The organism is Saccharopolyspora sp. NPDC000359 (assembly GCF_040300525.1).
Classification (GTDB): Bacteria; Actinomycetota; Actinomycetes; order Mycobacteriales; family Pseudonocardiaceae; genus Saccharopolyspora.
On record NZ_JBEPDU010000002.1, the window covers coordinates 222,736 to 241,854 of the forward strand.

A 19,119-nucleotide genomic window follows, 5' to 3' on the forward strand; every position below is an offset into this window, starting at 1 on the left:
GTGCTCAACCGGGATTCGTCCAGGTCAACGCGCGTTCGGCGCTGTCGAGGAGGTCCTTGTACGTCATGACCTCTACGCGGCTCAGGTGCGAGTTGAACAGGCGGAGGGCTTCATCGACCTCTTCTTCGCCAATCTCGGAGTGGTGAGCTGGGTGCCCGATGATGACCATCCCACTCGCGCGCCTGGTCTCAACCCCGAACTCGTCGCGGATGCGCTTGCGATGCTCATCAAGCCCCACGAGGTAGTTGATCACCTGGGACACCGCGTCGTGAACCTCAGCGGTGGGCACCCACGCGTTCCGGTGACGCTTGACGATGGGCACCCCCATCGATCGCTTGAGCTCGACGACGTGCAGACTGCCATCGGCACGGATCAGCGGGATGTCGATTTCGTCACCTGGCACCAGCCTCCGGCGGGCGCTCGCGCCGACGAAGCGCCCGCCGAAGATCCACGGGTGCGCTTCCAACTTCGCCTGCATCGAGTGCTCGGTGGCGTCCGGGTCCTCGGCGATCCGGCGAATTTCAACGAGGCTTTCGGCTTGGCGCTTCAACTCGGCTGCCTTGAGGAGTGCCGATGCCTCGGCGTCGTCGGCAAGTGCAGCGAGCGCGTCCGGCGAGCTGACGACCCGCCTGGCGGCTTCGCCAGGGTCTTCGATGTCGATCCGATGCCGAAAGACGCGCTCCAACCACAGTGCCATTTCGGAGCGGCCCCGGACCACCCGGTAGCGACCGGGACGGTCCGCTGGAGCGTCGACGAACCTCCCGTCATTACTGAGTTCGAGGAGGTGCTGCAACACCTCCTCGGCGGTGGCGGTCGGCCGCTTCTCCACGACTTCTCGGTACTGCCACTTCAGGAAGTGGTGCAGGGTGGCGAATGTCCTCGCGACCCAGTCGCGGTTGGACTCGGACCTCTGCTCGTCCTGATGTATGCGGTAGCGCTCCTCGAAATCAGGTCGGAGGAGAGCGCCGTTCAGGTAGTCGAGGGAGTCCTGGACCATCTGCAGGACTCGCCACTCGGCCTCCTCAGACGCCCGCAGACGGACGATCTCCAAGAGGCGAACCAGTTCACGCCCACCGCGCCGGTTCCTGCTGCGGCCGCTGCGCATGTAGCGGATCGCATCTGCAACGGCGTCCTTGACATCGGGATCGACCGCCTCCTGCCCAAGTTGTTCCAGTTGCAGTTCCAGCGACCAGTCAGCAGGCCTCGTCATCAACCGCACCTCTGCTGTGGTGACCACCGCCGGGGCCGCCGGCGACCGCCCAGCATTCTTGCAATGCGCACCGACCTCCATCCCGATCTCGGGAAAATCGGCGCTCGTCACCTTTGCCTACGATTTCAATTGAAACCGTAAGTGTCTCCGCACAGCCAGAGGCGGGTGTGCGGGTGAGGTACGCCTCGGCGGGTGAGGCGGAGCGGGGTGCACGAGCAACCACATGGGGCCCTGGTCCTCGCGACGACGATCTCTTGGTGAGACCTTGTCCTGCCAGGGCCCCGTCCCGTCCGAAGCCACTGAGATCACCTCATTGGTTCGGGCGATGGTAAGGACGGTGCGGGCGTTGGGGAAATCTGAGGAATGCCGGACCGCGCTCCGATGGGGTTTCCGGGGCTGCTAGGTGGTTGCGGGTTCTCGTTGCAGGTGGTCGGTGAGCAGGCGGCCGATGCGGGCCAGGGGTTCGGCTTGGACGATCGCGTTGTGGGTGCAGTCGATGTCGTGGGAGATCACCGCACCTGTGATGCGGGAGCGCCAGGCTCCGCCGTCGGAGACGTGGTCGGCTCTGGTCGCCCGGAAGTACAGCAGGTCGCCGTCGAAGGACGACTCGGTGTAGGTCGGCAACAGTGCCGCGGAGTTCAGCAGCACCGTGGTCAGCGCCGCGAGCTGTTCCTCCCCCAGCGCCGGGTGGTGCTCGGCGTCCGGGGGCAGGCCCGCCGCCTCGAACAGCAACGCACGGACTTCCTCCCGGCCGGGCTCGGTGCGGTGCGCCTGCGGGTCGACCGGGCGCGCGTCGAGCAGGGCGAGCAACGCCACCTGGTCGCCGTCGGCCTGCAGCCGGGAGGCGATCGCGTGCGCCAGCGCACCGCCGAGCGACCAGCCGAGCAGGTGGTACGGGCCGGTCGGCTGCACCGAGCGGATCTGGCGGGCGTAACCGTCGACCAGCTCGGGGAACGTCGACGGCAGTCGGTCGGCGCGCGACAGCCCCAGCGACTGCAGCCCGTAGACCGGCAGGTCGTCCGGGAGGTGGCGGGGAAGACCGGCGTAGCACCAGCTCAACCCGCCCACCGGGTGCACGCAGAACAGCGGGGGCCGGGTGCCTCCGGTGCGCAGCGGCAGGACCGCTTCGAACGCGTTCGACGTGGTGTCCCGTTCCAGCAGGTCGGCCAGCTCGGCCACCGTCGGCGCCTCGTACACCGCACCGAGCGGCACCTCGGTCCGCAGCTCGGCGCGGAGCCGGGTGACGAGCTGGGCGACCAGCAGGGACTGCCCGCCCAGCTCGAAGAAGTCGTCGTCGATGGTCACCGATCCGACGCCGAGCACCTCGGCGAACAGCGCGCACAGCTGCTCCTCGCGGCGCGTGCGGGCAGCGCGGCCAGTGCGCACCGCGGGCGCGGGGAGGGCGGAGTGGTCGAGCTTGCCGTGCACCGTCAGCGGGAGTTCGGGCAGCAGGACGAAGGACGAGGGCACCATCGCGGTCGGCAGCCGCTTCGCCACCCAGGTGCGCAGTTCCACCGCGTCGACCGGGTCCGGGCTCGGCACCACGTGCGCGATCAGCTCCGGCTCGGCGGACCGCGTCGCCGTCACCACCGCCTCCACCACCCGGGGGTGCTGGGTGAGCACCGCCTCGACCTCCCCGGGTTCGATGCGGACGCCGCGGATCTTGAGCTGGTCGTCGGTGCGGCCGAGGTACTCCAGCAGCCCGTCCTCCGTCCACCGCGCGAGGTCGCCGGTGCGGTACATGCGCGCGCCCGGCGGTCCGAACGGGTCGGGCAGGAAGCACCGCGTGGTGAGCTCCTCGCGGTTCAGGTACCCGCGGGCCACCTGCGCACCGGCCAGGTGCAGCTCGCCCGGCACCATCGGTGGCTGCGGCTGCCCCGCCCGGTCGAGCACGTAGGCCCGGACGTTGTGCCCCGGACGACCGATGACCGGTCGCTCCCCCTCGATGCGGCAGTACACCGCATCCACCGTGGACTCCGTCGGCCCGTAGTAGTTCCAGGCCTCGACACCTGGGCAGTCGCGCAGCCTCGCCCAAAGCGCGGGGTCGATCGCTTCGCCGCCGACCATGAGCAGCCACGGGAACCGCTCGGGACCGGACAGCAGGCCTTCCGCCAGCAGTCGGCGCAGGTAGGACGGGGTGAGGTCGGCGAAGTCGATGCGCTGCTCGGCGAAGTGCCGCACCAGCGCCGCCGGGTCCAGGCGCACCGCGTCGTCGACGAGGTGGACCTCCTGTCCCGCGGCCAGGAACAGCAGCCCCTCCCAGGCGGTGTCGAAGGAGAACGACGCGGTCAGCGCCGCGCGCAGCCGCCGTCCCGCGACCAGCTCGCGGCGGTGGTCGTGGAAGAGGTTGGCGAGCTGCCGGTGCTCGACGACCACGCCCTTCGGCCCGCCGGTCGACCCCGAGGTGAAGCTGATGTAGGCCGCGTGCTCCGGCCGGTGGGTGCCGGTCAGGTCGGTGCCGGGGTGCTGGTCGATGGCGATCTCGTCCAGCACCAGCAGCGGGTGCCCGGGCGGCAGGGTCGCGCTGAGCGCCGAGGTGGTGAGCACGTGGCGCGGCTGGGTCTCCGCCAGCAGCGTGCGGAGGCGGGCCGTGGGGTGGCTCGGGTCGAGCGGCACGCAGGTCGCCCCGGCCTTGAGCACCGCCAGCACCGCGACCAGGTAGTCCGCGGTGCGCGGCAGGGCCAGCGCGATGCGCTCCTCCGGGCCCGCGCCACGCTCGACCAGCAGGTGCGCCAAGCGGTTCGCGCGGGTGTTGAGCTCGGCGGCCGAAAGCCGCTGCGCCTCGCAGACCAACGCGGTGGCGTCGGGCTCCGCGCGGACCTGGGCCTCGAACAGCTCCGGCACCGTCGCTTCCGGCACCGCCAGCCCGGTCTCGTTCCACGTGCTGACGATTAGCTCGCGCTCGGCGGGCGGGAGCAGGTCGACCTCCCCCACCCGCTGCTCGGGGTCGGTGCGCGCCAGCACGTGCAGCAGGTCGAGGAAGCGGCGGTGGTGCGCGGCCGTGGTCGCGCGGTCGTACTTCGCCGGGTCGGAGTTGAAGTCGATCCGCAGCGATCCGTCGGTGGGCCGGTCGTAGACGTTGACGCCGAGCCCGGTCACCGGGCCGTTGGAGAGGTTGCGCAGCACCGCGGGGTGGCTGCCGAACCGCAGCCGCCCGTCGTGGGTCATGACGTTCATGCCCCAGTCGCCGAGGTACCCGCCGCGGTGGTGCGCGATGCCCAGGTCCCGCACCAGGTGCGACGAGGAGTAGCGCTGGTGGCGCAGCAGGTCCTTCGCGCTGTTCGCGGTGGTGCGGACCAGCTCGGCCACGGTGGTCGACGGCGTCATCCAGGTCCGCAGCGGCAGCACGTTGGCCACCATCGACGGCACGCTGCGCGCGACGCTGCCAGACCGGCCGTTGACGGTCAGGTCCAGCATCACCTCGTCGCCCCCGGCCAAGCGGTGCAGGTAGAGCGCCAGCGCGGACATCGCGACCGGCGGCAGGCTCGTGCGCGCCTGCCGGGCCAGCTCCCGCAGCCCCGCGGCGTCCTCCGGCGTGACGTACCCCGTTTCGCGGAGGAAGGTGTGCGGCACGATGGACGACAGCCGCCGCGTCCGGTCCGCCTTGGGCCAGTCCGCCAGGTGCTCCGCCCAGTACTGGCGGTCGCGGGCGAACCGCTCCGACGCCTCGTAGTCGGCTTCGTCGGCCAGGATCTGCGCCAGCGTCCCGAACCGGCACGGTGGGAAGGGCTGCTCCGCCTCGGCCGCCGTGTAGAGCTCGGCGACCCGCTGGATGAACAGCGACAGGCCGAACCCGTCCATGACGATGTGGTGCAGCGCAAGGTAGACGGTGCAGGCCTCGTCCCCGGTCCGCAGCACGGCGAACGAGAACAGCGGCGACCTGCGGAGGTCGACCGGCGTGCTGAGCTCGGCCCACATCCACTCCTCCGCGGCCGCCACCGGGTCGGCGGCTCCGCGCAGGTCCACGTGCGGCAGTTCCCAGTCCAGCAGCGGTTCGACGGTCTGCCAGACCCGCCCGCGTTCGTCGCTGCCGAAGCGGACGCGGAAGGCCTCGGTCTCGGCGATGGCCTGCCGCAGCGCGACCTCGAGCAGCGCCACGTCCACCGGGCCGCTGATCTCCAGCGCTTCCGCGGCGCGGTAGAGGGGGTTGGACGGATCGAACTCCTGGGCGAACCACACTCCCGTCTGGGCAGCGGTCAACGGGAGCATTCCATGGTCGGTCTCCTCAGGCATGGCACGCTGCGTACCACGGGACCGCGGAATCCACACAGCGCCGCACTCCGCGCGTCGGGGTGACGATTGCATCGACCCTCCAGATCTCCGGCCCGCACACCAGGAACGTCCTTTTTGCACGGACCGACTCGCGACGAACACCTCGTGCTCCGCGCCAGTCCACCTGATTCCGTTGCGGGATGCGACTTTTCACGACCAGACGTGGTCGTCGATCGCCGTTGACCAGCCACTCCGCAGCACGTTTGCACGATCGAGTGACATCTAGATCCACTTCGGCCAGTGGGAGTCGGCCTGGACGAGGCACCCGCCACCGACGACGATCTCCACCACTACTTGAGATCCGGATAAAACAGACATTCCGTATACCATGGCCGAATCGGTGTGCCGCGAAAGCTCAAACAGCGCAAGAAGACGTCGCCACCGACATCCCGGGTACCGAGCCGATCAGCCGTTCCGACCGCCAACTTCCGGAACTCGGATCCACAACCGACCGAAGTTGATCTCCGCCAATTTCTCCTGCCGCAGCGGGCTTTTTCGCCTCCGCCGTCACCGCCCCACCCGGTCGGCGCCACTCGATCGTCCGCCCGAGTGGCCCTGCCTCCCTATGGTGTGGCGGCCGGAGCGGATCGGGCGAGTTCGGGGCAACGTAGGTCATGCCGGTCGGCGCACCCCCTCAGACCCCGGACGACCGGGACCGCTGATGCCGATCCGGCACCGTTTCAGAACATGGATGGGAGTTCAAGCAATGCGCACTTCGCTTCGTCTTATCGGTGTCACTGCTGCTTGCGCCGCGGCGCTGGCCATCGGCTCGCCCGCCTTCGCCGGGGATGACGCGTTCTCCGGTGCCGCTGGCGGCAACGGTGCCGGCGGCAACGGCGGGCTCGGCGTGAACGTCCTCTCCGGCATCAGCGCGCTGTCCAGCGGCGACGGCGGCAACGCCTCCGCGGGCAACGGTGGCGCCGGGATCGGTGGCGACGCCGCCTCCATCGCGGCCAACGACTGACCCGATTCGGGCGAAACCCCCGAAGACTGCTGAACCAGGTGTGGCGACCGGCCTCGCGCCGGTCGGCACACCTGCGCGTCCCGGACCAGGACATGGGCACGGTTGCGCGGCAGGGTGCTTCGCGATCCCAAACATCGGCGCGACTGGGCGATTCCCCAGCTGGCGCCTGGTTCAGCCGCGCTGGCTCATGATCTCCGCCACGACCTCGGTCTTGGCGTCGGCGTAGTCCTGCACGTACCGCCACAACCGTCGCGCCAGCACGCGCGTAGCGGTCGCGGTCGGCGTCGTTGGCCCGCAGCCGGTCGCGGAACCACAGCATCCGGTCGACCTCGGGTTCCCAGAGCTGAAGACGTGCGGGTTGGCGTCGGTGTCCGGCCCCTCCAGCAGGCGGTGCCCGCACCAGTCCGGTTCGCGGACCCGCAGGAGGTAGCCGACCGACTCGAGCGCGGGCAGGTAGGACGACTCGTCGGCGGCGTCCGGCACGACCAGGAGCATTGCCCCTCTCCTCGAAGCGGCGGGAACGAAGCCCTCCAGGATATACCGCCCCGAGGCTGAAGTCGCACCCGCAGCCGTAGGCCTCGGCTGTGGTCACCGCGCGGCAACGATCTGATCGCCCGAAGGGGTGGCATGCACCAGAGGTGGTTGGTATATGCCATCTGCGTGTTTACCGTGGAGGCGCGCGAGTGACGTTCGCGACCGAAGAGCCGACCGCGGAGTTCGCCGCTTCTGCGGCCGGCTCACCCAGCTGCGGCGCTTGATCGACGTTCCCCCAGATGGTCAAGCGCCGCAGCGCCTACTCCGTCTGCCTTGCCCACCCGACTTGCCTTGTTAATCCACTGTGGACTAGATGCTGCTCGGCTCGACACCGACCCTCGATCCGACTCGCCACGGAGGTGCCGAGGTGCGATCCCGTGACGCCGAACGACCGTGACGGCACCGGGTCCGGCCGATTCGGCGACGCGCGGTGGGGAGGTCGAGCGCGCAGGGGGTGGTCCGTCTTCCGGGGATCGTGCGATTCCGGTTGAGCTCGGATGTCCAATTTTCATTGGAACCACGCAGGTCTCGACGGAATCCCACTGTGAGGACGCAGCTGTGCGGCGGGCCGGAAACATCCACTTCTGGGTAATTCCGCCTCTGGGCTGGTGATCGCGTGGGACACTCCTGTCCGGTGATGCCGGCCTACCTGGGGAGACTGACATGGGTCGACCAGCGGGGACCGGGACGTTGGCAGATGCTCTCAACGAGCTGAAGCACTCCAGCGGTCTCAGCTACCAGCAGATCGGCGACCGGGCGCACTTCGGTCGATCCACCGTGCACCGGTACTGCAGCGGGCAGAGCGTGCCCGCCAGCTTCGGCACCGTCGAGCTGATCGCGAAGGTGTGCGGCGCCGATCGGGACAGCCTCTCCGGGCTCTACCGCCTGTGGGAGCAGGCGAACGACCCGAACCGCGAAGCCGAGCCGGAGGAACCGCCCGCCGCTGCGGAGGAGGTCGATCCACCAGTCGAGCAAGCACCAGTGCCACCGAAGCGGCGCGGCTGGTGGTTGGTCGTCGCCGCTGCGGCGATCACCGCGGTCGTTGGTGCTTACGCCTACCTGCCGGAGGACCGCACCGAGGTGCCGCGGAGGGACATCGCCGCGCCCAACTGGACCTACAACCCCGGCCTGGTCCCGCCCGAGTTCGTCGGGGTCACCATCAACAGCGCGACCGGTGCCATGCCGTCCTTCCCGGTTGGTTCGGTGCGGCTGTGGGATTCCAAGACCCGTTGGCAGGTCCTCGAACCCGAGCGCGGCCGGTTCGACTGGACGGTGCTGGACCGGCACCTCGCGGGCGCCGGGGCCAAGCAGCTGCCGGTGGACTACGTCCTCGGCGGCACCCCCGGGTGGGCCGCCCCGGACGGCCCGCCGACGCCGTACGGGGACGGGTCCCGGACCGACCCGCCCGACGACCTGGCCGACTGGGAGCAGTTCCTGCGCGCCCTGGTCACCCATGCCGACGGGCGCATCGAGTCCTACGAGCTGTGGGACATCGGGACCCCGCCGTTCTTCACCGGTTCCGTCGAGGAGCTGGTGGGAATGGCGCGGGTCGCCAGCGGGGTGATCCGCGAGCTGGCCCCGGCCGCCAACGTCGTCTGCCCCGGCTTCACCGGCCTGTGGGAGCCGGCGAACCAGCAGGTCATGCAGCGCTTCGCCGAGCTGGGCGGGTACGACCACTGCGACTACGCCGCGGTCAAGCTGTACCCGCGCGACGCCTCGGACCCGCCCGAGACGATGATGCAGCTCGCCCGGGAGGTCGAGCGGACGCTGGCCCGCGCCCGGACCGGCCCGCAGCTGTGGGCCACCGGGTGGGGGACCGAGGTCACCCAGCAGAGCCGGGTGGACCCGGAGCTCGCCGCCGACTACGCGGTCCGCTCCTACCTGGTCTCGCTCTGGCGCTGGTACGACCGCTCCTACTTCTACAGTTGGGGCGGCAGCCGGGTACCCATCGTGCTGCAGACCAACGGGTACCCGCCGACCAAGGCGGGCCTGTTCGTCGGTGAGCTGCACCGCTGGTTGGCGGACGCGAAGATCAACTCCTGCGGGCACGGCGCCGAAGCGGGCCTGCCGGACAACGTGTGGCAGTGCCACTTCCTGCGACGGGGCCAGCCGTTTTTCATCCGGTGGACCCACGAGAGCACCGCGCGGATGCGACCCGACCCCGGCACCACGACGGTCCGGCGGTTGGACGGCACCAGCGCACCGGTCGATCCGGCCGAGCCGGTGGAGATCACCGGTCGACCGGTGCTGCTGGAGCGGGGCTGACCCCGGGTTCACGCGGCCCCAGCAGTTCCAGCAGCCTCGGGGTGCGCAGGGCGGTCGCGGGGCTGATGCCCGCGAACACGTCGAAGTAGGTCGAGGTGAGTGCGTCCACGTACCCGTTGCGCCGGGTGGCGAGCGTCCCCGGCGCGTGCGGGGAGTCCGCGCCGTAGCGCGTCGGCGGTGTCGCCCCGGTGGCGTCGACGCCGTCGCGCAGCAGGTCCCACAGCTCGTCAGGTCCCGACGCGCCGGGGAAGAGAAGTCCCCACCGGCGTTCTCGTCGGTGGGGACTTCCGGGCCGTGCTCGGCGGGTCAGCGGACGTAGGTGCTCAGGAGGGCTTGCACCTCGTAGACGTCGACGCCCTTGCCGAACTGCTTGGCGATCGGCTCGGACGTGCCGGACAGCCAGATCTTCAGCTCCGCGTCGAGGTCGAAGGTGCCCGCGGTCTCCACCGAGAAGTGGGTGATCGCGCGGTACGGGATCGAGTGGTACTCGACCTTGCGCCCGGTCACGCCCTGCTTGTCGACGAGGATCAGGCGCCGGTCGGTGAACAGGAACGAGTCCCGGATCAACTGGTACGCGGCCTGGATCTCCTCACCCTGCGCCAGCAGGCGCCCGAACTCCTTGACCGCCGCCCGCGGATCGGTCCGCGAAGCGTTGCCCATCATCCCACCGAACAGTCCCACCCGAACTCCCCTGCCGAAGGTCCAACACTGCCCACCACGGTAGCGAAGATCGCGACGCCCGGACGTGGTCAGCTCTCGGGAGCGGTCAGGGTCAGGCTGCCGGGCACGGCGTCGAAGGCCTCTTCGATCCGGCGCACCAGCACCGCCCGGGTGCCCCGACCGCGGCGAGCGGTCTGGCGCTCGACCCGCACCCAGTTCTTCGCCGCGCAGCGCCGAGGTGTGCGCGACGAGCCCTCGGGTGGCGAGAAAGGGGCGTCCCAGTCGTCGGCCACCTCGATCAGCACCGGGTACCTCGTCGCCGCGGGGCGTGCGGGGTGCTCTTCGTCGTGCTGTGGCGCCTCCGGTTCGGGCGGCGGAGGCCGCTCAGGGCGGTCAACCGGTGAAGATCCGGTCGAGGTGGGCACTGAGGACGGCTTTCGCTTCGCTCGGGGCGCGTTGGCCGATCAAGATGCTCGTGCCGAGGCCGTTGTTGAGCGCCAGCAGGTGCGCCACCTCGGTGGCGACGTCCACGCCTTCGGCCAGCTGGCCGTGGGACCTCGCCCGCTCCAGAGCCCCGGTCAGCTGGCGCCCGAGTTCGTCCACATCGGACACGAAGGGTTCGCGGGCCAGTTCGGGGTCCGTCATCGCCAGCACCGCGTAGGACGTGCCGACCAGGTGGAACACCCGGCTCTGCGCGTCGGTCGGCAGCGCCTCGTCGAGGAACGCTTCGACGAACGCCCGGGGCGGCGCCGGGTCCGGCAGGGCGGCCAACCGGTCGCTCCAGCGCTGCCTGCTCTGCCGCTCCAGGTGGCGCAGCGCGCCGAGCAGCAGCTGGGCCTTGGTCTCGAAGTAGTACTGCACCAGCCGCAACGACACCCCGGACTCGGCGGCGACCGACCGCATCGTCACGGCGTGCAGCCCGTCGCGGGCCGCAACCCGGACCAGGGCTTCGGCGATCTGCGCACGCCGCTCGGTGTGGTCGACGGTCCTCGGCACCCGCACTCCTCCCGGTCGTTGTGGTACAACCGTATCTGATACAGACGTATCATAACGTGGGCGGTGATCGATGGCGCAGCGCGCGGAGGACCGCGCCGGTTCCCAGGCCGGGCGGGTGGTGCTGGCACTCGCGTGCGCGGCGCAGTTCATGGTCGTGCTCGACATCTCGGTGGTGAACGTCGCGCTGCCCTCGGTCCAGCGGGCGCTCGGGTTCGCCGACGGCAGCCAGCAGTGGGTGGTCAACGCCTATGCCCTGGCCTTCGCCGGATTCCTGCTGCTCGGCGGCAGGCTGGCCGACCTCGTCGGGCGGCGGCGGGCACTCGTCCTCGGCCTGCTGCTGTTCTCCGGCGCAAGCCTGGCGGGCGGTCTCGCGAACTCCGCCGAACTGCTCGTCACCGCCCGCGCGGCGCAGGGGCTCGGCGCAGCGGTGCTCGCACCCGCCACCCTGACCGTCCTGACCACGACCTTCCCCGAAGGGCCCCGGCGCACGCGCGCGCTGGCGACCTGGACCGCGGTCGGCATGGCCGGGGGCACCGCGGGCAACCTGCTCGGCGGCGTGCTCACCGAGTACCTGTCGTGGCGGTCTATCCTGCTGATCAACGTCCCGGTCGGCGTGGTCGCCGTCCTGCTCGCCAAGCGCTACCTGCCCGGCGCCCCGGAGAAGGGACGCGGGCGCCCACTGGACGTGGCCGGCGCGGTGCTGTCCACCGGCGGCCTCGCCGCGCTGACCTTCGGCATCGACCAAGCCCGCACGCACAGCTGGGCGACGGCCAGCACCGCCCTGCTCGGCGGGTTCGCGGCCCTCGCGGCGTTCCTCGTGGTCGAGGCGCGCTTCGCCCAGGAACCCCTGATCCCACTGCGGTTGTTCCGGCTCCGCGCGGTGTCGGTGGGCAACGTCGCGATGCTGCTCGCCGGGGCGGGCCTGAACCCGATGTGGTACTTCCTCACCCTCTACATGCAGCAGTCGCTGCACTACAGCCCGTTGGAAACCGGGTTGGGCTTCCTCCCGCACACCGTGCTGACGATCGTCGTCACCGCGCGCCTGGCCCCGTGGCTGGTGGACCGCGTCGGCAGCCGGGCGCTGATCGTGACGGGAGCCTTGATCGCCGCCGCCGGGTTCTGGTGGCAGGGCCAGATCACCGCCGACAGCGGCTACCTCCCGGGAATTCTCGGACCAGCCATCGTCTTCTCCCTCGGCAGCGGACTGCTGAACACCCCGCTCACCGCGACCGTCACCGCCGGGATCAGCGCAGCCGACGCGGGAGCGGCCTCGGGGCTGATGAACACCACCAAACAGTTCGGCGGTGCGCTCGGACTCGCCGTGCTCGTCTCCCTCACCGCCAGCGACCTCACCACTCCACAAGCACTCGCCGCGCAGTACGGCAGCGCCTTCCGCACCATCGCCGCCGTGCTCGTCGTCGTGGCCGCGGCGGCGCTGGCCCTGCCCGCACCACGCGACCGGCGGGCGCCCTGACTCCTGGCCACCAGCCCGCGCCGAACCACGTCGATTACGGTGGAGCCGGGTCCGGGCTGGGAAGGGAACGACGTGAGCGAGCGGATGCAGATCGGCGAGGTCGCTGAGCGCACGGGGTTGTCGTTGCGCACCATCCGCTACTACGAGGAAGTCGGGCTGGTCGTGCCCAGTGACCGCAGCCAGGGCGGATTCCGCCTCTACACCGAGCCGGACGTCGACCGGCTGAAGCTGATCATGCGGATGAAGCCGCTGGGGTTCCAGCTGGAGGAGATGCGCGAGCTGCTGGCGATCATCGACCCGACGCCGACCAGCCCGGAGGTCGACGACCCGGCGGGCAGGCTGGCCGCGTTCAGCGCGTCCGCCGAGCAGCGCTGCGAGGAACTGCGCGCCAAGCTGCGCATCGCCGAGGAGTTCGCCGCCACCCTCCGGGCGCACCTCGGCACCGGGCACGAGCGCACCGGCCGAGCCCGGCAGTGATACCGACCTCACCCGCGGCGGCGGGCTGGGGCGCACGGGCAACCCTCATCTAACGTGAGGGTAGAGTTCCGCGCCCCGAGTCGGGAGCGCGCCCGCGGCACCGTTCGCCGCACCGCCGAATCCCCGCGCCACCGTGCGGCGCCCGAGCATGTCAGGTCGTGAAGTGCCGAGTTCCCCGCTGTCCACCCGCCTGCGACCGTCCCGGCCGCCGTGGCTGTCGCCCAAGGTCCTGCGCACCGAGGTCCTCGCCGGACTCGTGGTCGCGCTCGCGCTGATCCCGGAAGCCATCTCGTTCTCGATCATCGCCGGGGTCGACCCGAGCATCGGGCTGTTCGCCTCGTTCACCATGGCCGTGGTCATCTCGGTCGTCGGCGGGCGCCCCGCGATGATCTCCGCGGCCACCGGCGCGATCGCGCTCGTGGTCGCCCCGCTGGCCCGCGAGCACGGGATGGACCACCTGGTCGCCACCGTCATCCTGGGCGGGGTGTTCCAGATCGTCCTGGGTTCGCTCGGGGTGGCGAAGTTGATGCGGTTCGTGCCGCGCAGCGTCATGGTCGGCTTCGTCAACTCGCTGGCGATCCTCATCTTCCTGGCTCAGGTGCCCGAGCTGGTCGACGTGCCGTGGCCGGTCTACCCGCTGTTCGCCGCGGGCCTGGTGATCATGGTGCTGTTCCCGAAGCTGACCAGGGTCGTCCCGCCGCCGCTGGTGTCCATCGTGGCGCTTACCGCGCTGACCGTCGCCGCGGGCATCGCCGTGCCCACCGTCGGCGACAAGGGCACCCTGCCGTCCTCGCTGCCGGTGCCCGGCATCCCCGACGTACCGCCCACATTGGGCACCCTCGGGCTCATCGCCCCCTACGCGCTGGCGTTCGCGCTGGTCGGGTTGATGGAGTCGCTGATGACCGCCAAGCTCGTCGACGACATCACCGACACCCGCTCCAACAAGACCCGGGAGTCCATCGGCCAGGGCATCGCCAACGTCGTCACCGGGATCTTCGGTGGCATGGGCGGCTGCGCGATGATCGGCCAGACCATGATCAACGTCCGAACCGCCGGCGCCCGCACCCGGTTGTCGACGTTCCTGGCCGGTGCGTTCCTGATGGTCCTGTGCATCGCCTTCGGGCCGCTGGTCTCGCAGATCCCGATGGCCGCGCTCGTGGCCGTCATGGTGCTGGTCTCCGTCGGCACCTTCGACTGGCACAGCATCGCCCCGAAGACCCTCAAGCGGATGCCCGCTGGCGAGATCACCGTGATGGTCGTGACCGTCGCGGTGGTCGTGGCCACCCACAACCTGGCCATCGGCGTGGTCGTCGGCGCGATCACCGCGATGGTCATCTTCGCCCGCCGCGTCGCGCACCTCGTCGAGGTCACCGCCGTCACCGACCCGGACGGCACCGAGGTCGTCTACCGGGTCTCCGGCGAGCTGTTCTTCGCCTCCAGCAACGAGCTGGTCACCCAGTTCGACTACGCGGGCGACCCCGGCAGGGTCGTCATCGACCTCACCGACGCCCACATCTGGGACGCCTCCACCGTCGCCGCGCTGGATGCCATCACCACCAAGTACCGGTCGCGCGGCAAGGCCGTCGAGATCATCGGATTGAACTCCCGCAGCGCCGAGATCCACGACCGGCTCAGCGGCGAGCTGTCCGGCAGCCACTGATCCCGCTCCAGCCAACGGCCCCTGCTCCCCGGCAGGGGCCGTTCGCTTCTCTGGCATATGCAAGGCATGGCTATGCCATCGATCCGGCACGGCGGCGGTGTGATCTTCAAGATCAATCTTTCGGCCCACCTGGGGGCCACTGATCGTGAGAACGCACTGGGCTGAACGCATGTTCTCGACCACCGGCGAGTGAACGTCCCCCGTTCTGGTCGCGAGCGGATCCACCGCTGTGGGATACAGGAGGCATCCCGTTCAACCGAGGTTCGCGAGGTCAGGGTGCGCCGGTTTCCCCTTCTGTTGCAAGGTGATCCAGCGCACCGCCGCATTGCCAGTCCTTTGTGGAAGGACCTGTTGCTCCTGCGGATCTGACCGGTCGACAACCTCATCACGGGAACCCCCCACAAGTAACCAGACCCTCCGCCGCCTGCGCTCGCAGGTGGCGCGGTCCCGCGCGTCCAGACGAAGGAGTTCGATGCGCACTGGCATCACCACGACAACCGGCGGAACCGCGTTGAAGGAGAAGGTCGCGGGGCTCATGCCCGCGCTGAAGTCCGACCTGATCGAGCTGGTCAAGATCAAGTCGGTCGCGGGCGGCGCCACCACCGAAGCGGCCAACAAGGTCGTGTCGCTGCTCCGCGGAGCCGGGGTCAGCGACGCCGCGCTCCTGGACATCGGCTCCAAAGCACCCGCGGTGCACGGCACGATCACCGGTCAGCCCGGCAAACCCACGGTCCTGCTCTACGCCCACTACGACGTGCAACCGGCCGGATCGTGGGACGAGGCGGTGGCCTTCAACCCCACCGAGGTCAACGGGCGCCTGCAGGGCCGCGGCGCGGCCGACGACAAGTCCGGGATCATGATGCACATCGGTGCGCTGCGGGCGTTCGACAAGGAACCCCCGGTGAACCTGGAGATCCTCATCGAGGGTGAGGAGGAGAGCGGCAACGGATCGCTGGAGGCGTTCCTCGCCAAGCCGGAGAACCAGCAGCGGTTCAAGGCCGACGCCTACGTCGTCGCCGACACCGGGGGCACCGCGGTCGGCCACCCGGCGCTGACCACCACGCTGCGCGGGATCGCCCAGGTCGACATCTCGGTCCGCACGCTCGACGCACCCGTGCACTCCGGGATGTACGGCGGCCCGGCGCCGGACGCGTTCATGGCGCTGGCCCGGATCCTGGCCACGCTGCACGACGACAAGGGGAACGTGGCGGTCGAAGGACTGCTCAGCAAGCCCGAGGCCAGTCCCGGCTACCCCGACGAGGCGACCTACCGGCGCGACGCCGGGGTGCGCTGCGGCGTACCGCTGATCGGCACCGGTTCCGCCTCGCAGCGGCTCCACCTCAAGCCGTCGATCAACGTCACCGGGCTCGACGGCGTGCCGACCATGGGCGAGGCGATCAACGCGCTGCGCCCCGAGGCCACGGCCCGGATCAGCGTCCGGCTCGCACCGGGCCAGCAGCCGGACGAGGCGATCGCGGCGCTGCGCGCGCACATCGACCGGCACCGCCCGTGGTTCCTGCCGGTCGAGGTGACCGGCATCGGGGGCGGCGAGGGGTTCGAGGCCCGGACCGACTCAGCCGCCTTCGCCAAGGCGCAGGCCGCGTTGCAGGAGGCCTACGGGCAGGCCCCGACCACGCTCGGCCAGGGCGGGTCGATCCCGCTGGTCAACCTGCTCCAGGCGCGCAACCCCAAGGCACCCGTGCTGCTCTGGGGCACCGAGGAGCCCGCCGCTCGCATCCACGCCCCCGGCGAGAGCGTCGACCTCGGCGAGCTGGAGCGCATGACGCTCGCCCAAGCCCTGTTCCTCAAGTCCCTGTCCCAGCAGTGATCCCCAGGAGGACGAGATGACCGAGCAGAAGGCACCGAAGCTGGACGACAAGGCGTTCGAGCTGACCGCCAAGGGGCTCAGCGACGACGAGCGCACAGCCCGGCTCAAGGAGTTGCACGAGTACCTGGACTACTACCAGGCGCACTTCCTCGGCTACCAGGTGAACCAGAAGTTGAGCTCGCTGGTGGAGGAGCTGGCGCCGTTCCTCGGCGTGCACACCAACAACATCGGTGACCCCTACGTCGACTCCAACCTCGGCACCCACACCAAGCCGCTGGAGCGGGCCGTGCTCAAGCGGTACGCCGAGCTGTGGGGGATCGCACCGCACGACGAGGCCAAGACCGAGGAGGCGTGGAACACCGCGTGGGGCTACGTGCTGTCCATGGGCAGCTCCGAGGGCAACGTCTACGGACTGCTCAACGCGCGGGACTACCTCTCCGGCAAGATCCTGCTCTCGCACCCCGGTGCGGACCCGGGTCTGCTCATGTCGCAGGCCGAGGTCAAGGCTGCCTACCTGGACAGCCCGACCAAGCGGGCCAACGCGCTGCAGCCGGTGGCGTTCTTCTCCGAGGACAGCCACTACTCGGTCGCCAAGGCCGCGCACACGCTGGCCATCCCCACCTTCGGCGAGGTCGGCAACAAGTACTACCGCGACGCCGCCGAGTACGAGAGCTGCGGCTACCAGGACGGCTGGCCCGCCGAGATCCCGTCCAACAACGACGGCAGCATCGACGTCGAGAAGCTCGTGACCACTGTGGACTTCTTCGCCCGCCGGGGGCACCCGGTGCTGCTGGTGTGCAACCTGGGCACCACGTTCAAGGGCGCCTACGACGACGTCGGGCACATCGCCAAGCGGCTCCAGGACACGGTGTTCAGCAAGTACTCCATGAACGAGCGGGAGTTCACCGTCAACACCAAGAGCGGCAAGCCGGTCAAGGACAAGCGGCGGGCGTTCTGGATCCACGTGGACGGCGCGCTGGGTGCCTCGTACCTGCCGTACCTGAAGAAGGCACAGGCCGAGGGCAAGCTCGGCGGCGAGAAGGTCGAAATCCCGGACTTCGACTTCCGCGTCCCGCAGGTGAGCTCGATCGTCACCAGCGGCCACAAGCACCCCGGGTCGCCGTGGCCCTGCGGGATCTACATGACCCGCCGCCAGTTCGAGCTGCAACCGCCGCCGATGGCCGCCTACGTCGCCTCGCCGGACACCACCTTCGCCGGGTCGCGCAACGGCTTCTCCCCCATCGTGCTGTGGAACCACCTCGCCAAGGTCTCCGAGGACGAGCAGGTCGAACGCATCGCCGAGAGCGTCAAGCTCGCCCGCTGGACCTACGAGGAGATCAGGGAGCTCGGGAGGCTGCACGGCAGGGACCTGCTGGCCGGGTACACGCCGGAAACGCTCAGCGTGCGGTTCCTGCGCCCGGCCGCCCACATCGTCCGGAAGTACTCGCTGGCGAGCGTCCCGATCGACGAGAAGACCACGATGTGCCACCTGTTCGTCATGCCGCACGTCACCAGGGAGGGGACGTTGAAGCAGCTCCTGGCGGATCTGAAGGCACCCGACGCCTTCCCGTCGGAGGACACCGGTCACGCCCAGGCGCCCGCGGAGTACCAGGCGTCCGAGTCCGCCGAGTGGCAGGCGCTGCTGGGCATCAACCGCGGCTTCATGTGATCCGCTGACGCCGGGAGGGCCCCAGCTGTTCGAGCGGCTGGGGCCCGCGCGCTCAGGGCACGAGCACCAAGCGGACCGGGTCGCCGGTCTTGTTCTCCAGGCGGTGGACCGCTTCCTCGGCCTCCGCCAGCGGCAGGTGGTCGGTGATGGACGGGGACAGGTCGAGGCGGCCGGTGGCGGCCAGCCGGATCAGCTGCTCGACGTGCTCGGGGCCGGATCCGTAGTGGCCGCGGACCTGGTTCTTGTTCCAGCTGAACCGCGTTCCGTCGGCGATGGTCAGCGGCTGGGGTGCCAGGCCCACCAGGACCATCGCGCCGCCGCGGCACAGCGCGGTGGCCGCCTGCTCCCGGACCGCGGGGACCCCGGCGAAGTCGAAGGCGACGTCCAGGCCATGGCCGTCGGTGGCGCGCCGGACCGCCGCGGTGAAGTCCGGGTCGGCCGGGTCCAGCGCCAGGTCGGCGCCGAAGGTCAGGGCGCGTTCCCGGGCGCTGGCCAGCGGATCGACGGCGATGACCGGGGCGGCCCCGGCCAGCCGGGCCAGCTGGATGCCGTGCGCGCCCAGGCCGCCCGCGCCCCAGATGCCCACCGCCTGGGCCGGGCGGACCTCACCGGTGGCCACGATCGCGGCGTAGGGGGTGGACACCGCGTCCGGGATGATCGCGGCCTGGTCGAAGGGCAGCTGGTCCGGGATTGGGGCCAGGGTGTCCTCGCGGGCGATCGCGAACTGCGCCCAGCCGCCGTCGTAGTCCACGCCACGGGTGCGGACCGCCAGGCAGGGCGCGCGGCGACGGCGGCAGTTGGCGCACTCGCCGCAGCTCTGCCCGGCCTGCAGCGCCACCCGGGTGCCCGGGGTCCAGTCGCCGCGCAGGTCCGGGCCGAGCGAGTGCACCACCCCGGCGACCTCGTGGCCAAGGGTGAGCTCCTCGGTGGGCACGAACGGCTTCAGGGTGCCGTCGACCAAGTGCACGTCGGACAGGCACACGCCCGCGGCCTTGACCTCGACGAGCACCTCCCCCGGCCCGGGGACCGGCACCGGGACCTCCTCGACGCGGAACCGGCCGCTGGGCACGTGCAGCCGTCCGGCGAGCATGGTGTTCATGGGTGGGAACC

Annotated in this window: 15 protein-coding genes; 7 read left to right on the forward strand and 8 right to left on the reverse strand. The window is 70.3% G+C overall.

Features of this window, described 5'->3' with window-relative positions:
- Positions 1 to 4: 4 nt before the first annotated feature.
- Positions 5 to 1,321 (reverse strand): Shedu immune nuclease family protein, encoded by a 1,317-nt coding sequence (locus ABT324_RS02850; RefSeq protein WP_351170557.1) that lies wholly within the window; start codon positions 1,319 to 1,321, stop codon positions 5 to 7.
- A 288-nt stretch (positions 1,322 to 1,609) separates the two neighbouring features.
- The gene (locus ABT324_RS02855) at positions 1,610 to 5,443 is read right to left on the reverse strand and encodes a non-ribosomal peptide synthetase (RefSeq protein ID WP_351170560.1); all 3,834 of its coding nucleotides are present in this window, start codon (positions 5,441 to 5,443) and stop codon (positions 1,610 to 1,612) included.
- Between the two features lie 745 nt (positions 5,444 to 6,188).
- On the opposite strand from ABT324_RS02855, the gene ABT324_RS02860 reads away from it, so the two are divergent.
- Positions 6,189 to 6,446, forward strand: a complete 258-nt coding sequence (locus tag ABT324_RS02860; RefSeq protein ID WP_351170563.1) for a hypothetical protein — start codon at positions 6,189 to 6,191, stop codon at positions 6,444 to 6,446.
- A gap of 171 nt (positions 6,447 to 6,617) precedes the next feature.
- Here the strand turns inward: ABT324_RS02860 and ABT324_RS02865 are convergent, their stop codons facing one another.
- Positions 6,618 to 6,941 (reverse strand): GrpB family protein, encoded by a 324-nt coding sequence (locus ABT324_RS02865; RefSeq protein WP_351170566.1) that lies wholly within the window; start codon positions 6,939 to 6,941, stop codon positions 6,618 to 6,620.
- A 702-nt stretch (positions 6,942 to 7,643) separates the two neighbouring features.
- On the opposite strand from ABT324_RS02865, the gene ABT324_RS02870 reads away from it, so the two are divergent.
- Positions 7,644 to 9,245: a helix-turn-helix domain-containing protein gene (locus ABT324_RS02870; protein WP_351170569.1), complete on the forward strand. Its 1,602-nt coding sequence runs from the start codon at positions 7,644 to 7,646 to the stop codon at positions 9,243 to 9,245.
- Here ABT324_RS02870 and ABT324_RS02875 read toward each other — a convergent pair.
- From ABT324_RS02875 to ABT324_RS02890, 4 genes are all read right to left on the reverse strand, one after another.
- Positions 9,211 to 9,648 carry a beta-ketoacyl synthase N-terminal-like domain-containing protein gene (locus ABT324_RS02875; protein ID WP_351170712.1) on the reverse strand — a complete coding sequence of 146 codons (438 nt, stop codon included), beginning with the start codon at positions 9,646 to 9,648 and terminating at the stop codon, positions 9,211 to 9,213. The genes ABT324_RS02870 and ABT324_RS02875 overlap by 35 nt on opposite strands.
- Positions 9,552 to 9,926, reverse strand: a complete 375-nt coding sequence (locus tag ABT324_RS02880) for a PH domain-containing protein (protein ID WP_351170572.1) — start codon at positions 9,924 to 9,926, stop codon at positions 9,552 to 9,554. The genes ABT324_RS02875 and ABT324_RS02880 overlap by 97 nt, the downstream gene beginning before the upstream one ends.
- Positions 9,927 to 9,994: 68 nt before the next feature.
- On the reverse strand, positions 9,995 to 10,210 hold the full coding sequence (locus tag ABT324_RS02885) for a hypothetical protein (RefSeq protein WP_351170575.1): 216 nt from the start codon (positions 10,208 to 10,210) through the stop codon (positions 9,995 to 9,997).
- Between the two features lie 88 nt (positions 10,211 to 10,298).
- Positions 10,299 to 10,901 carry a TetR/AcrR family transcriptional regulator gene (locus ABT324_RS02890; RefSeq protein WP_351170578.1) on the reverse strand — a complete coding sequence of 201 codons (603 nt, stop codon included), beginning with the start codon at positions 10,899 to 10,901 and terminating at the stop codon, positions 10,299 to 10,301.
- 70 nt (positions 10,902 to 10,971) lie between these two features.
- Between ABT324_RS02890 and ABT324_RS02895 the strand changes: the two genes are divergently transcribed.
- The 5 genes from ABT324_RS02895 to ABT324_RS02915 all read left to right on the forward strand — a co-directional run bounded on the left by ABT324_RS02895 (position 10,972) and on the right by ABT324_RS02915 (position 18,009).
- Positions 10,972 to 12,375 carry an MFS transporter gene (locus ABT324_RS02895; protein WP_351170581.1) on the forward strand — a complete coding sequence of 468 codons (1,404 nt, stop codon included), beginning with the start codon at positions 10,972 to 10,974 and terminating at the stop codon, positions 12,373 to 12,375.
- Positions 12,376 to 12,447: 72 nt separating this feature from the next.
- On the forward strand, positions 12,448 to 12,852 hold the full coding sequence (locus ABT324_RS02900) for a MerR family transcriptional regulator (protein ID WP_351170584.1): 405 nt from the start codon (positions 12,448 to 12,450) through the stop codon (positions 12,850 to 12,852).
- 163 nt (positions 12,853 to 13,015) lie between these two features.
- Entirely contained in the window at positions 13,016 to 14,512 is a 1,497-nt protein-coding gene (locus tag ABT324_RS02905; RefSeq protein ID WP_502949675.1) for a SulP family inorganic anion transporter, read from the forward strand.
- 472 nt (positions 14,513 to 14,984) lie between these two features.
- Positions 14,985 to 16,340 carry a M20/M25/M40 family metallo-hydrolase gene (locus ABT324_RS02910; protein ID WP_351170590.1) on the forward strand — a complete coding sequence of 452 codons (1,356 nt, stop codon included), beginning with the start codon at positions 14,985 to 14,987 and terminating at the stop codon, positions 16,338 to 16,340.
- Between the two features lie 16 nt (positions 16,341 to 16,356).
- Positions 16,357 to 18,009 carry a pyridoxal-dependent decarboxylase gene (locus ABT324_RS02915; protein ID WP_351170593.1) on the forward strand — a complete coding sequence of 551 codons (1,653 nt, stop codon included), beginning with the start codon at positions 16,357 to 16,359 and terminating at the stop codon, positions 18,007 to 18,009.
- Positions 18,010 to 18,061: 52 nt separating this feature from the next.
- Here ABT324_RS02915 and ABT324_RS02920 read toward each other — a convergent pair whose 3' ends face one another.
- On the reverse strand, positions 18,062 to 19,108 hold the full coding sequence (locus tag ABT324_RS02920) for a zinc-binding dehydrogenase (protein ID WP_351170596.1): 1,047 nt from the start codon (positions 19,106 to 19,108) through the stop codon (positions 18,062 to 18,064).
- Positions 19,109 to 19,119 lie beyond the last annotated feature (11 nt).

Excerpts from the sequence above, each read along its gene's own strand:
- ABT324_RS02855 (WP_351170560.1), bottom strand. The coding sequence starts at position 5,443 with ATGCCTGAGGAGACCGACCATGGAATGCTCCCGTTGACCGCTGCCCAG.
- ABT324_RS02860 (WP_351170563.1), top strand. The coding sequence starts at position 6,189 with ATGCGCACTTCGCTTCGTCTTATCGGTGTCACTGCTGCTTGCGCCGCG.
- ABT324_RS02865 (WP_351170566.1), bottom strand. The coding sequence starts at position 6,941 with ATGCTCCTGGTCGTGCCGGACGCCGCCGACGAGTCGTCCTACCTGCCC.
- ABT324_RS02870 (WP_351170569.1), top strand. The coding sequence starts at position 7,644 with ATGGGTCGACCAGCGGGGACCGGGACGTTGGCAGATGCTCTCAACGAG.
- ABT324_RS02895 (WP_351170581.1), top strand. The coding sequence starts at position 10,972 with ATGGCGCAGCGCGCGGAGGACCGCGCCGGTTCCCAGGCCGGGCGGGTG.
- ABT324_RS02910 (WP_351170590.1), top strand. The coding sequence starts at position 14,985 with ATGCGCACTGGCATCACCACGACAACCGGCGGAACCGCGTTGAAGGAG.
- ABT324_RS02915 (WP_351170593.1), top strand. The coding sequence starts at position 16,357 with ATGACCGAGCAGAAGGCACCGAAGCTGGACGACAAGGCGTTCGAGCTG.
- ABT324_RS02920 (WP_351170596.1), bottom strand. The coding sequence starts at position 19,108 with ATGAACACCATGCTCGCCGGACGGCTGCACGTGCCCAGCGGCCGGTTC.